The 13,534-nt window shown below is 43.6% G+C and carries 9 protein-coding genes; 2 read left to right on the top strand and 7 right to left on the bottom strand.

Annotated features, from left to right (window positions below; all coding sequences use genetic code 11):
* The first annotated feature begins 3 nt into the window (after positions 1-3).
* The gene (locus NZ583_00515; GenBank protein ID MCS7280100.1) at positions 4-1,335 is read left to right on the top strand and encodes a phenylacetate--CoA ligase family protein; all 1,332 of its coding nucleotides are present in this window, start codon (positions 4-6) and stop codon (positions 1,333-1,335) included.
* A 21-nt stretch (positions 1,336-1,356) separates the two neighbouring features.
* Here NZ583_00515 and NZ583_00510 read toward each other — a convergent pair whose 3' ends face one another.
* The 5 genes from NZ583_00510 to purF form a co-directional block, all read right to left on the bottom strand.
* Positions 1,357-2,973 (bottom strand): FAD-binding oxidoreductase, encoded by a 1,617-nt coding sequence (locus tag NZ583_00510; protein ID MCS7280099.1) that lies wholly within the window; start codon positions 2,971-2,973, stop codon positions 1,357-1,359.
* Positions 2,974-2,984: 11 nt separating this feature from the next.
* Positions 2,985-4,298 (bottom strand): (Fe-S)-binding protein, encoded by a 1,314-nt coding sequence (locus NZ583_00505; protein ID MCS7280098.1) that lies wholly within the window; start codon positions 4,296-4,298, stop codon positions 2,985-2,987.
* 10 nt (positions 4,299-4,308) lie between these two features.
* Positions 4,309-5,766, bottom strand: coding sequence for an FAD-binding oxidoreductase (locus tag NZ583_00500; GenBank protein ID MCS7280097.1), 1,458 nt, complete (start codon positions 5,764-5,766; stop codon positions 4,309-4,311).
* 183 nt (positions 5,767-5,949) lie between these two features.
* A complete protein-coding gene (locus tag NZ583_00495; GenBank protein MCS7280096.1) occupies positions 5,950-7,413 on the bottom strand; it encodes a transglycosylase SLT domain-containing protein in 1,464 nt (487 codons plus the stop codon).
* 2 nt (positions 7,414-7,415) lie between these two features.
* On the bottom strand, positions 7,416-8,861 hold the full coding sequence (gene purF, locus NZ583_00490; GenBank protein ID MCS7280095.1) for an amidophosphoribosyltransferase: 1,446 nt from the start codon (positions 8,859-8,861) through the stop codon (positions 7,416-7,418).
* Positions 8,862-8,948: 87 nt separating this feature from the next.
* Here purF and NZ583_00485 point away from each other — a divergent pair, with 87 nt between their 5' ends.
* On the top strand, positions 8,949-9,722 hold the full coding sequence (locus tag NZ583_00485; protein MCS7280094.1) for a 3',5'-cyclic-nucleotide phosphodiesterase: 774 nt from the start codon (positions 8,949-8,951) through the stop codon (positions 9,720-9,722).
* A 5-nt stretch (positions 9,723-9,727) separates the two neighbouring features.
* Here NZ583_00485 and NZ583_00480 read toward each other — a convergent pair whose 3' ends face one another.
* Both NZ583_00480 and NZ583_00475 read right to left on the bottom strand, forming a co-directional pair.
* Entirely contained in the window at positions 9,728-12,709 is a 2,982-nt protein-coding gene (locus NZ583_00480) for a phosphoribosylformylglycinamidine synthase subunit PurS (GenBank protein ID MCS7280093.1), read from the bottom strand.
* Entirely contained in the window at positions 12,706-13,482 is a 777-nt protein-coding gene (locus NZ583_00475) for a sugar phosphate isomerase/epimerase (protein ID MCS7280092.1), read from the bottom strand. The genes NZ583_00480 and NZ583_00475 overlap by 4 nt, the downstream gene beginning before the upstream one ends.
* Between the last annotated feature and the right edge of the window lie 52 nt (positions 13,483-13,534).

The following is a 13,534-nucleotide window of genomic DNA, read 5'->3' as shown; positions in this document are numbered from 1 at the left end:
GAAATGAAGGCAGATCTTTACTGGAACCCTTACATTGAGACCCTTCCTAGGGAGAAACTCAGACTCTTACAGTTTAAAAAGTTTAAAAGGATACTCAGATGGGCGTATGAAAATTCACCCTTCTATAAAAGATACTATGATTCTTTGGGGTTTCATCCGGAAGATGTAAAGACGTTTGACGACATAAAGAAGGTGCCAAAGATAGAGAAAGATATGCTCAGGGAGGTACAGACACGGGAGCCATTCCCTTACGGGGACATTCTGGCGGTCCCTTTGGAAGAGGTTGTTGCCTTTAGGCAAACGAGCGGTACAACGGGAGTTCCGGTCTACCAGGGCGATACTTGGCAGGACTGGGAATGGCAGGCTGAGTGTTGGTCTTACATTCTTTACGCCCAGACCTATAGACCCAAAGACAGGGTTTTCTTTCCCTTCGGATACAACGTCTTTACAGCTTTCTGGAATGCTCATTACGCGGCAGAAAAGATAGGGTGTGAGGTGATCCCCGGTGGGGTTCTAAACACGGAGGCACGGATCTTAAAAATGAAGGAACTTAAATGTAACGCCTTTCTCGCCACTCCCACTTACGTTTTAGGGATGGGAGAAACAGCCCTAAAGATGGGTATAGATCCCAAAAAAGACCTCCACATCGAAAAGATAACATGCGCCGGTGAGCCTGGTGCGAGTATTCCATCGACTAGAAAAAGGATAGAAGAGGTATGGGGTGCAAGAGTATTCGATCACATAGGTGCGACAGAGATAGGGGCATGGAGCTTTGAGTGTACCCATTCTCCCCTTATGCTCCATGTAAACGAGGCATTTTTCCTAGTGGAGATAGAGGACATGGAGACAGGGGAAATAATAGAAGAACCGAATAGGCAAGGCAAGATGGTCGTAACCACGTTCGACAGAATTGCAAAACCTTGCATTAGATTCGATTCAAAAGATGTGATTAAATGGGCCGATCACGTATGCGAATGCGGCAGAACCTTTAGGCTCATAGATGGAGGGGTTATAGGTAGGGCAGATGATATAACGAAGGTAAAAGGAGTTTTACTTGCTCCCACGGCCATAGAAGAGGTGGTGAGGTCTTTCAAAGAACTTTCAGACGAATACGAAGTAATTGTCACGAAAAAGGGAGACATAGACGACATAACGCTAAAGATAGAGATAAGACCCGGTTATGAGTCTAAGGAAAAAGAGATTCTCCAAAGACTCCAAAACGAGCTGAGACTCAAAACAAACATAGGGTACAACATTGAAGTCCACCCTTTTGGTAGCCTTCCAAGATACGATGTGAAGGCCAAAAGATTCAAAGACTTAAGAAAGCAGAAATAAAAGGGAGGGTAGCCCTCCCTTTTATTTCCACCACTCGGGGATAGGTAGACTTTCAGGAGATTCCCAATCTTTTATTGGTTTCATCCATTCAGCCCGGTTTACGAATACGTCATGGGCCAGTGGCACGGGAGGATGGCATACCCAAAGTGGGTCGAATTCATTCTTAATTTTGAGGAGCCATTCGTGGTAATTTGGACCGTACTTTGGTCCAGTAAGGTAAAGGGGCTGATGGGGACCGAGTAATGCGGTGTAAAAACGTTCCCTTATGTTCATTTTAGAAGTTTCGACGTAGAAGTGATCCACACCGGTTGTGTCCTCATCCTGATCCCAGTATATTAAGAATTCAGAGTAGCCTTGATGTCCTAGTTCAAAGCTCTGAAACCATCCTGGATCTCCGTGATCCGGCATAAGCGGTGGTGTGTATTTCCTTTTAAGCTCGGCGTAGTATTCACCGTGAACGACGGCTTGAGACAGAGACTCAATGACATAGTCGACTGAAACGTAAGATCCACACATAAGCCACATGCCAGCTGAATCCGCATTTTTTATCCACGATTCGTCAGTCGGCTTTGTCGGTCTAGGAACTCCGCCCAATTCCTGCATTATATCGTTTAAAACGTTTTCATCGTACCTCATCTGCTCTTCTGATGTGTAACCTATAAGTAGCACACGGATTATAAAGAAGTTCTTTATCGTTTCTTCACTTTCCTTTCCCCACAGTTCCCAAAATTCCTCTTTCGATTCAGCCTTTGCTATAGCCCTCCAGAAGAGCGGAACCTTTGTAACCGCCCCTGCGATCTCCGCCTTAGCTATCTCAAACATGGCCTTTATTTGAGACTCTTTGGAAGGTAGCTGGTAATTTATCCACTTAACTCTATTGAGTGGAAGTTTTAGTGCCGTATTGGGGGATACGCCAGTCGGAATAAGCGGCTCCGGCTGAAACGGAAGCGTTTTTATCGCCATTTTAGTGACTATTCCAAGGCACCCTCTAAGACCTGTATAACCTCTTAGTAAACCTCTCAAATCTGGACCGATTCCCTCTCCCCAGAAAGGATCGTCACTTATAGCATAAGAACCTAGTTTGACTAGCTCCCCGTCCGGAAGTACAAGCTCAGTCCCTAAGATCCGTCTGTGGGGTAGGCCTATTCTGTGGCTGAGCGGTGACCATCCATCCCCTATGAGATTTGCGATCGCTGAAGCCTGAGCCCCACCGCCACCTATAACAACGTAGGCTCCTCTGTTTAATGCTTCCTGCTGGATAGGTGAATATATGACGCCCGGACCAACAACGACGTAAAAGTGTTTCTCATCTATTTCGAAATGCCTCATGCGCTTTAAATCTATGAGAAGTTCTCCTTCCACATGGCAGTGGGAGCGGGGACCGTAAAAACCTGTACTGTAAGGTACAAAGGGTACTCTGTACCTATTGCAAACCTTTACAATCCTTTGCACCTCTTCTGTAGTTTTCGGGAGGATTACAGCGCCCGGAACCTTACTCATCACTCTCTCATACCCTAGACCGCATTCGTACCCTCCTGGACCTGCCCTATACCCCTCACATATTACAGGGTCGTCGGATATGTAATCGTCTCCAACTATGGACTTCAAAACATTATAAGCTTCTCTGTTTATAGCCATTTTACGCCTCCTCACTCCATGGATAAAGCGACGAGTTCTGATATGTCAAGGACCTCTATACCATCTCCATCCTTTATTGCGCGTTTGAAATTAGTCTTACACCAAGGACATGCGGAGACAAGAAGCTCAGCCCCTACGTGTTTTACCTCTCTCATCCTCTCATTCACAATAAATTCAGTAAATTGGGGAAATGCCTCTTTTGTTCCTCTCCCTGCTCCACAGCAGAGTGAATTCTCTCTAGTTCTCGGCATCTCAACGAATTTGAGACCGGGAATGCTACTTAAGATCTCTCTCGCCTGAAAGTATAGACCATAAGTACCTCTTCTCCTCTTTAACTTCGGTTCCACAATTCCCATCCATCCCCTTGTCCCTTTCCAGTTTATCCACGGATCGCAAAGCCTGCTAACTCCGCAAGAATCATGGTAAGTGAGCCTTTTTTTGATTGGTTTTGTAAGCTTGAGTAACCCTTCTTTTTTGGCCTTCTCAACGTACTCTATGAAATGTATAACCTCAAAACCAAGATCATCCGTGGATATACCAAGCAGCTTTGGATAGTCAACCTTCCACATCCTATAACATTCAGCACAGCTTAGAAGCACAGTTTTACACCCCTTTGATCTCACGTACTCTACGTTCCGTCGAGCTATAGCTTTTGCTTCTTCATAGGCTCCGACAGAGTATGGGACGTTTCCACAACACCATTCATTATCAAAAAGCGCAAATTTTTTATTTGTTTTCGAAAGGACCTCTGATACAGCTAGAGGAATCTCTCGATTTACGAAGGAACTTGAACATCCGACAAAGTATATGAGATCGGAAGTGTCATCTAAGGGTACTTTTTCTGCCCAGGCTCTTCTCCCCTTATTATCTACCCCGAACTTATTGTGTGTTTTCTGAATGTTCTCAATTATCTTTTTATGGGCCGGTAGGGGAGCAACCCTATCTTTTACCGCTTTTATGCGTAATGCCTCAAGAGTTAATCCTATTTCAAGATCAAGGTTCCTTTTACATCCCACATCACAGGCCCCGCAAAGTGTACATGCGTAAAGGATCTCAAGGAGCTTTTCAGACCAGCTCAATCTTCCTTCAAAAAGAGCTATTCCTATTCTCATCTTTCCGAATGCGCCGTATGAATCGAAGTCCTTCCAAAGGTTACTTGGACATCTGACCATAAAATCTATTCCAGGCATGTATATGTGATCGACCCAGTAGCAGCCTTTACATTTTATGCACCTTGACATGTCGTATACGAAATTCCTAAGGTCTGTTACATCTAAGCTCACCTCTTTTTTCGGGGTATCAAACATCTCTTCCTTTTTTATCATCTCTTCCTCCTTAAAAACAGAGCTTACCAGGATTCATTATGTTATTCGGGTCGAATATCTTCTTTAGCCTTTTGAGGGTCATTGTATAGCTTGCCGCTCTTTCGTAGACAATTTTACTCAGATCTCCGTAAGGTCTTGTGAAAAAGCCACCGTTGTCCATGATTATTCTTGAAGCCTCAAGGAAAATCTTTTTCACAGTTTGTTTTTCTTCTTCATCTTCAGGGTTGAAGAAAAAGTTGAACTCCACGTGACAGGCTCTGTTGTGCTCAATGGGCTGGATGTATTTTCCAATCATGGAAGGGGGATATTCGAATTTCATGGCCACGGAATCGACGATATCGATAAACATCGGCGCCTTATACGGTTTCGTTATGAAAAATAAACTTTGGCAACCCCCTTTTAGCGCAATCTTCCAGTGTTTCTTCTGAGCCGGATATGGCTCCCTTAGGATCTTAAGCATCCTCTCTCCTAAATTCGGAAAACCTCCCAAAACCTCTTTGAGTTCCATTTTAGGAAACTCGTTCCTTAAGACCTCATTTAAGAATTTTTCCTCGTAAGCTATCTTTTCTTCTGGCCTGCGCAAAAGTCCGCTTATCGTGAGAATAAGCGTCCAGGGTGGTAACTCCTTTCTTAAATTTTCAAAATCCTCCGGTATTCTCTCAGAAAGGATCAGGGAAAAACTGACGTTGTTAAGTAAAAGGCATTCCTGTCCTATTCTCCGCGGAAGAATCCTATAAAGAAACTCTATCGTGTACGGCAAATCTTTCGTGGGTCCAAAATAGACCTTATCGATCTTTGGAATCGATTCGATCTTCATACTCATCCAGGTAACTATCCCGAATGTGCCTTGTGCTCCCTGAATAAACCGATAAAAATCGATACCAGGTCCGGAGGGATTGACACCCCTTGATTTTGAATTTGGAAAGCCTTCAACGCTTGCAGAACCACATCTAAAGATATGACCCTGTGGCCAGACGACCTCCACTGACTGCATAGGCTCGCCATAATCATAAACTACGTTTGTTGGAATTTCCCGCTCAAGACAATCGGTAAGGGGAGATCTCTCGGCAGGCGGGGTAAGAGGCATAATAACCCTCATGCCTTTCTTTTTTAACTCATGAACGAGCACCCCCCAACTAACACCTGGCTCAAACCGTACAAACCTGTTTTCCGTATCTATCTCGTGGATCTTAGACATTCTGGAGAGATCAACGACGATACCTCCGAGAGTCGGGACAGTAGCCCCGTAAAAGTGGATCTTCGAGCTTACAGGAACAATTGGAATCCCGTTCTTGTTACACCATTTTACTATTTCGCTTACCTCATTGGCATCTTTTGGATAAGCGACAGCTTCTGGAACGCAAGGGGGGGTAAGGCTATAATCTTTGGAGTATTTAAGCCTTTCTTCCATTGAACAATTTACATTCTCTTCACCCACAATTTTTGACAGTTCCTCCTTAATCTTCATCTTTTCTCTCCTCTTTTCGAATTTGCATATATGACTCACTTATCAGAAGGATTAGGATAAGTCAACATAAAAAGATCCTGTACGACCAGTTTTCTTCTAGACAATCGTTCAATTTCCTACGCGAAACTATGAAAAATCGGTTCACGAAAGGGACATTCGTGAGAAAGAGTAAAGAGTTTCCAGCTATCCTTTCTCGACCGGTATTTTGATAATCATACCGGGAACGATCCTGTCACCTCTAAGATTATTAAAAGATTTTATTGAATGTAAAGCCACACCGTGACGTTTTGAGATCAGAGAGAGAGTATCGCCCTTTTTTACTCTGTAATAGATGATCCTTTTGGAAGTCGCACCAGGCTTTCCTTTTTTTCTGTAATGGGCGAGCTTCGTACCAGGTCTTTCTTTTCCAAGATGCGCAATCTCCTTCTCGGCTGCGAACCTAGGGATATATATGATATTTCCCGGTTTTATCCTCATACTTTCCCTGTCGCTATTCCAAAGACACAATGTCTCTTTTGGTACCCCATATGTTGTTGATATCTTATGGAGCGTATCTGTCTTTTTTACCCTGTATGCGAAATACCCTTTCACCTTTTTCTCTCGAGAGGCAAGCTCGGATATTTTTTCATAAAACGTCTGCTCATCCACTTCCTTTGGTAATTTAATCACGAACTCTCTGTCAGGGGGGGTGATACCGCGCAGAATTTCGGGGTTTAAGGATTTTACGGTCTCGAGACTCACACCCGCAGCCCTAGCTATATTTTTTAGCGGGGTTGCGCGGGGTACGACGAATTTAGCGAAATTTACAGGGTTTCCATAATTTACCTTTTCGAACCCAAAAGCTTCGGGGTTTTTGGCTATGATGGCGGCCGCTATAAGCTTAGGTATGTATTCTCTAGTCTCTTTTGGCAAACTGTTATATTTTATTATCTCCCAGATGTCTTTTGTGTTATGCTGTTCTAAAATCCTTTCTACCTTTTTTTCCCCAACATTGTACGATGCTGCTGCAAGATACCAGCAACCGAACTGATTGAAAAGGTCCTTGAGGTATCTAGCGGCGGCAACAGTGGATTTTTCAGGGTCCCTTCTTTCATCGATCCAGTAATTTACTTTGAGACCGTACCTTTCGCCAGTTTTATATATAAACTGCCAAGGACCGCAGGCTTTGGCAGGGGAGTAGGCCTTGGGATTAAACCCGCTCTCGATCATCGCAAGATAAACGAGATCTTCTGGAAGGCCCTCCTCCTTGAGAATCTGTCTCATGAAAGGAACGTACTTTTCCGATCTTTTTAGCCAATTGGCAAATACCTTACGTTTTACAGTGGTGAAATAGTTTATGAAATACTCTACGGCTTCGTTGAAGACAATAGGAATATCGAACTCTTCCGGTAGTTTTTCTTCAAGAAGACTTCGTATGTCACCTTCTTCCGGGGTTGCCACGACATCCGATTGCTGGGGGTCGCTCAAAGTAAGGTAAGAAGTGTTTTGGCTTTCTCCCAATGTCGATAGCCGTTCTTCTTGATCTTTCCTTTCGGAAGCCAGCGATCCCAGGGAAGCTAATGCCTTGTGTCCTTGGGCCTCTGTAACATTGGTAGTAAAGAAAAAAGTAAAAAGAAGAAGAGGAAGGATAAAAGGGGGAACAAACATCTTTACCCTCTCGCGGAAACTAAAGATAAAGCCTTTTTATTGTTTAGTTGCCGCCTTTTTCCAGCCAGTGCTTCTACGTCTTCGAGAGTCATTTGACACGGAAATTTAATAGGATACCTCCCAGTAAAGCAAGCATCACAGAATGTGTATTCCTTTGAATCTCCTGTCTCGGTTACAGCCTTCTTCATGCCCTCCACACTCAAATACTCGAGAGTGTCGGTCCCCATGTACTTCCTTATCTCTTCCAAATCGTGGGATGAAGCTATAAGCTCTTTTCTTGACGGTGTGTCTATTCCGTAAAAACAAGGATGGGTAACTGGAGGTGAACTCACTCGGAAATGAATCTCCTTAGCCCCACAGTCCCGCAGCATTCTTATTACTTTTCTTCCAGTTGTTGCCCTGACTATAGAATCGTCTATGACAACGATCCTCTTTCCTTTAACCGCCTGATAAACAGGGTTAAGTTTCAGCCTTACCCCGAAATGTCTAATCCTTTCTTCAGGCTCTATGAAGGTTCTCCCAACGTAGTGGTTCCTTATAAGCCCAAGCTCGAACGGAAGATTGACCTCATGGGCGTAGCCTATTGCGGCACCGATTCCGGAATCCGGAATAGGAATAACCATATCCACGTCCACATGCGTCTCTTTTGCGAGCTGTTTGCCTAAAGACTTCCTTACAACGTATACGGACCTTCCAAAGACGGTACTATCAGGCCTTGCGAAGTATATGTACTCAAATATGCAGTTTCTGGGTTTGACCTTTTTGAAAGGGTAAAATGAGCGGACCTCGTTTTGCGTAACAAGGATTATCTCCCCCGGGTTTACCTCCCTCTCGTACCTGGCACCTATTAAGTCGAAGGCGCAACTTTCGCTTGCAAAAACGTATGAATCTTTGAGTCTTCCCATAACAAGGGGCCTTATGCCATAAGGATCCCTTGCGGCTATGAGTTCGGAGTTTGTGAGCAAAAGAAGAGAGTATGATCCGTTTACCTTTTTTAAAGCATCGATCAGTCTTTCCACTGTTGTTTTCTTTCTGGATATAGCCATGAGATGGATGATCACCTCTGAGTCGGTCGTAGATTGGAATATGGAACCTCTAAGTTCAAGCTTCTGTCTCAGGATAGATGCGTTTATTAGGTTTCCGTTGTGGGCAATGGCGAGTGAACCATAAGAGTATTCGATAACAAGCGGTTGGGCATTAGAAAGACTTGTTGTTCCGGCTGTAGAGTATCTCACATGTCCGATAGCGGAATGTCCTGAGAGCTTTTTTATTATCTCCCCTGTGTACGCATCCGAGACAAGCCCCATCGCCTTATGATATGTCATGCCTGTTCCATTCGACGCTGCGATACCTGAGCTTTCCTGTCCCCGGTGCTGGAGGGCATGTAGACCAAGATAGACCATATTGGATGCATACTTATGGTTAAAAATCCCGAATATTCCGCACATGCGAGTTACTTATAGCAATTTTTTTTCGTATAGACAAGTAACCCGAAAATCAAAAAAATCTTGACAGAATATCTTACTCTTTTTACTATGATCGTTGTGAAAATCGAGATACTAGGATGTTACGGAGGTGTTGTAGGACGCTATCGGACTACATCCTTTTTGATAAACGATGCAATTCTTATAGACGCAGGGACTATAACTGAGGTCCTAAGTTACGAAAGGATAAAGAAACTAAAGGCTGTTTTCATCTCACATGCCCACCTGGACCATATAAAGGGTTTATTTCCACTTGTCGATGAGTTGGCCGCCCTAAAAGCTAAGGGGATTAGTGTATTTTCGGCCAAACCAACGATCGAAGTTATAACGAAAAACGGTTTCAATGATCTTATTTGGCCCGACTTTACGAGTATCCCATCGGCCGAAGACGCTTTAATAAGATTCCAGGAGATCCCTATCGATAGTGAATTCGAATTTGAGGGGCTTATGATTAAGGCGATACCAGTTTCCCATACCGTTTACACGACAGGCTTCGTTGTAAAGGAAAAGGAAAAAAAAGGGTTCATGTTCACATCGGACACAAAAGATACAGAAAGGATCTGGGAAGTCGCAAAGGATGATGAAATCGAATTCGTAATAGCTGACGTTTCCTTCCCAGAAAGTGAAAGAAAAGTGGCGGAGCTTTCTTGCCACATGACGTTGTCGATGCTTCTTTCTGTTCTTGACAGGTACGGACTCACAAAAAAGCCTACCTACATTTACCACATGAAACCTTACTTCATAAAGGCCATAAAAAAAGAGGTTTTGGACTCAAAAAGAAAAAATCTCCGTTTTCTTAGACAGGGAATGGTTATAGAAATTTAACTTTTTTACTCAAAATGGACGTTGAAGGGTGATTTCCACGCCTGTCTTAAAGTCTCCGTATCTAGATCCACAATCACTCTCCCTGTGAGACCTTTTATTATAAGTCTTTCATCACTTCGTACTTTGCCAACGATAGCGTGGGGGATTCCACTAAAGACTTTGACCACTGAGTCTAAATCGTCTTCTCTTACAGTCACAACGAAGCGACTTGGAGACTCCGAAAAAAGAGCGTAATCGTCTCTGAAAATGGATACACTAGGTAACTTTGAAAGATCAATCTCAGCACCCAGGCATCCCGCAATCGCAGATTCACAAAAAGCGGAGGCAAGACCTCCATCAGAGACATCATGGCAAGAAAGGAGAAGTTTCATCTTCGTTGCCCTGTCAATGCTTAAAAACACCTTTTTTGCCAACCTTTTTCTAACTTTGGGACAGATATTTCCCCGCACCTTACGCATACTAAAATATTCTGTTCCTGCCATCTCTGGAAACGTCAAACCTACGACGATTATAAGACTTCCAGGTTCTTTAAAATCCATTGTCACGCATTTTTCAATATCGTCTATTATTGATATGGCAGATATGAGCACAGTAGGCGGAATCGATATCTTTATATTTCCATATATGTAGTCGTTTTTCATACTGTCTTTTCCAGAGATAAAAGGAGTGCCGAAAAACGTCGCGTACTCGTACAATGCTTTAGCTGCTCTCACAAGCTGGCCAAGCTTATATGCGCCGTCGGGATTCTTTTCCGATTCCACCGGATCTGGCCAGCAAAAATTATCGAGAAGGGCCATTTTCTTTAGGGTTCCGCCAACTGCGAGATTGTTCGCCAAGGCCTCAGCTAAAGCGCAGGCAGCCATATGGTATGTGTCGAACTCAGAAAACTTCGGACATATTCCGTGGCTTACGACAATTGCCTCCTTACTTTTCGGATCAGGTCTTATAACGGACCCATCGCTTGGACCGTCATCCTGTTTTCCAACTAGTGGCTTTATTACCGTTTGGCCCTTAACTTCATGGTCATACTGCCTGACCACGTACTCTTTGCTACAAACGTTCCATCTTTTCAGAACAGAAAGGACTGCTTCGTTTAGATCTATCGTCTCCGGTGGGACTTCCTCATCCGTTAATTTTCTTTCCCATTTCGCTTTAAGTTTCATTTCCGGAAGGCCGTTGTGTAAAAAATCCATATGAAGGTAAGCAACGGTTTTACCTTCGTAGAGACAGTGGAAGATTCCAGTGTCCTGAAATTCTCCAATAACTGTAGATTCTACACCCATTCTCGTGCTCAGGCTTAAAAACTCCTCTATGTTTTCTTTTGGGACCGCGAGTGTCATCCTCTCTTGGGCCTCGGAAAGCAGAATCTCCCAGGGAGAAAGTCCTTCATACTTGAGCGGTGGTTTATCTAAATATATTACACAGCCATTCGTGTCTTTTGCCATCTCCCCCACTGAAGATGAAAGCCCACCGGCACCGCAGTCGGTTATGGAGTTGAAAAGCCCTCTATCTCGGGCAACCAATAGGAAATCTGTCATCCTTTTCTGAGTTATGGGATCCCCAATCTGAACAGCGCTTGTTGGGGAACTCTCGGAAAGCTCCTCCGAAGAGAAAGTTGCTCCATGGATACCGTCTTTGCCTATCCTTCCTCCAACCATGACGATGAGGTCACCATTTTTTGCTTTTTTTTCGTAGGAAGGCTCCCCCTTTATCTTTTTTGGCATTATTCCGCATGTACCGCAAAAGACAAGCGGTTTTCCTAAAAAATTTTGATGGAAGGTTATTGAGCCGTTGATCGTGGGAATTCCACTTTTATTTCCACCATGTTCAACACCCTCCCTTACCCCTTCTAATACCCTTTTCGGATGGAAGAGTCTCGGAGGAATGCTTCCTTCGTAGTCTGGAGGAGCGAAACAAAAAACATCCGTATTGAATATTAGTTCCGCACCCTTTCCCGTTCCAAAGGGGTCCCTATTGACCCCCACTATGCCAGTTAAAGCACCTCCATAAGGGTCAAGAGCGGAGGGTGTATTATGGGTTTCTACCTTGAAGGCCAGATTATATTTCCTGTTAAAACTTATAACCCCTGCGTTGTCGGTAAAAACGGAAAGGCAGAAATCTCTTCTTTTTCTCTTTCTTATCTCCTCCGTAGCCTTTACGATGAAGGTCCTAAATATACTTTTTATACTCGTTCGCTTTCCGTCTTCTTCGTACTCAATTGTGGCATTGAAGATCTTATGCTTGCAGTGCTCAGACCAGGTCTGGGCAATAGCCTCTATTTCCACATCAGAAGGGTTCTCGGAGATTCCCATCTCTTTTCTTCTTCTTTTTGTGTCCTCTTTTCGGTAGTACTCGATTATGGCCTCTATTTCCTTTTCCGATAAAGCCCAAGTTCTTTCTCGGCTCATTTTAAGCCAGTTATCGATGCCCATATCAATATCGAATATCTCCACTTTTGGGGGTGTTTTGAATGTTAACCTGGGAACGTAGATCCCCATACCACGGTCTCTCAAATAATCGTTTCTATTCTTGTACCTGTAGTTCTGAATCAGTACGTTGGCCAAAACACCTTCAGCTATTTTTACAACTTCCTCCTCACTCATTTTTCCCCATATCATGTACATACGAGATGTGTAAACACCTTCTCCTTCTCTAAAGCAGTAGCCGGAGATAGCCTCAATTACTTCTTTTGCCGTTCTTCCCACGTTATCTGTAACACCGGGCTTAAACCCCACTTCTATCACCCAGTCCCCAATGTACGGACATGGTTCGTTTATATAGGCTTCCTGCACGATAGGGTCGCAGAATCCGTCCCGCCTTAAAAGTTCAATTACACTATCCTCTAGCTCTCCCACTACTGTATAAACGTCTACTATCCTAACGTTTGTCACATCGACATGTAAGTCCCGCACAAGCCTTCTTTTTATCCTCTTTCCTGCCGGGTCCTCTACCCACTCCTTATAGGCGACTTCAATTCTCCATATCATAGCGAAGATAAGAAATCTCTGATACTTTTTATGCTTTCCAAAGCAGATGCCTCATCATGTGGTTCTGCAACAAAGAATAGTTCGCTCCGGTAGAGAGCCTTTATAAAAGCCTTAAGTTCACGAAAAGGAAAATTGCCGTAGCCAATAGGCATATGGTCGTCATTTGTTCCGTAATTGTCATGGAGATGAAACTCAACGAGCCAGTCTTTAAGAGGCAAAAGCCAGGCTTCCATATTCGTTTTTGAAAAAAGATTAAAATGCCCGGTGTCGAAACAGAAAAAAATCTGACCTTTAAAATACTTGATCAGCTCAATCAGAGTTTCCGGAGTCTCCTCAAAGACATTTTCGAGAGCCGCTGTGACATTCTTGTCTTTCTCTTTCAGAACCTCGTTCCATGTGAGAATGCTATTTTCAAACCAAATCTCCTCATTCCCATCAAAGTACCATTTACTGTAACCAGGATGGCAGATTACGACCCTCGCTTCAAGTAGCTGAGCAAAAAAGAACGTTTTTTTTAGCTTTTCGATGGTTATGCTCCTTACTCTTCTGTCGATTCCACCTGGGCTTAAGTCGAAATAAGGGGCATGGCATGTGCAAATAATCCCGTTTTCTTTCAGTTTCTTCGAAAGCTCCTTTATTTGGTTCTCCTTAAGCTCGTCTATAAGATTATTCTCAAAGTAGACCTCAATTCCGAGATTCAAATCGACGATCCTTTTGATATTAGCCTCAATCAAATCGTATGGTACATTTATGAGAACGTTTTTTCGAGACATAGAAGGGCCAACCGATTAATTATACACCAGTTAAAGCTCTTCAACGAAAAAG

The sequence above is a fragment of the Thermodesulfobacteriota bacterium genome (assembly GCA_025062045.1).
Classification (GTDB): domain Bacteria; phylum Desulfobacterota; class Syntrophorhabdia; order Syntrophorhabdales; family JANXAF01; genus JANXAF01.
The sequence above is the reverse complement of the archived record's forward strand: the minus strand, read 5'-3'. Positions and strand labels throughout refer to the sequence as shown.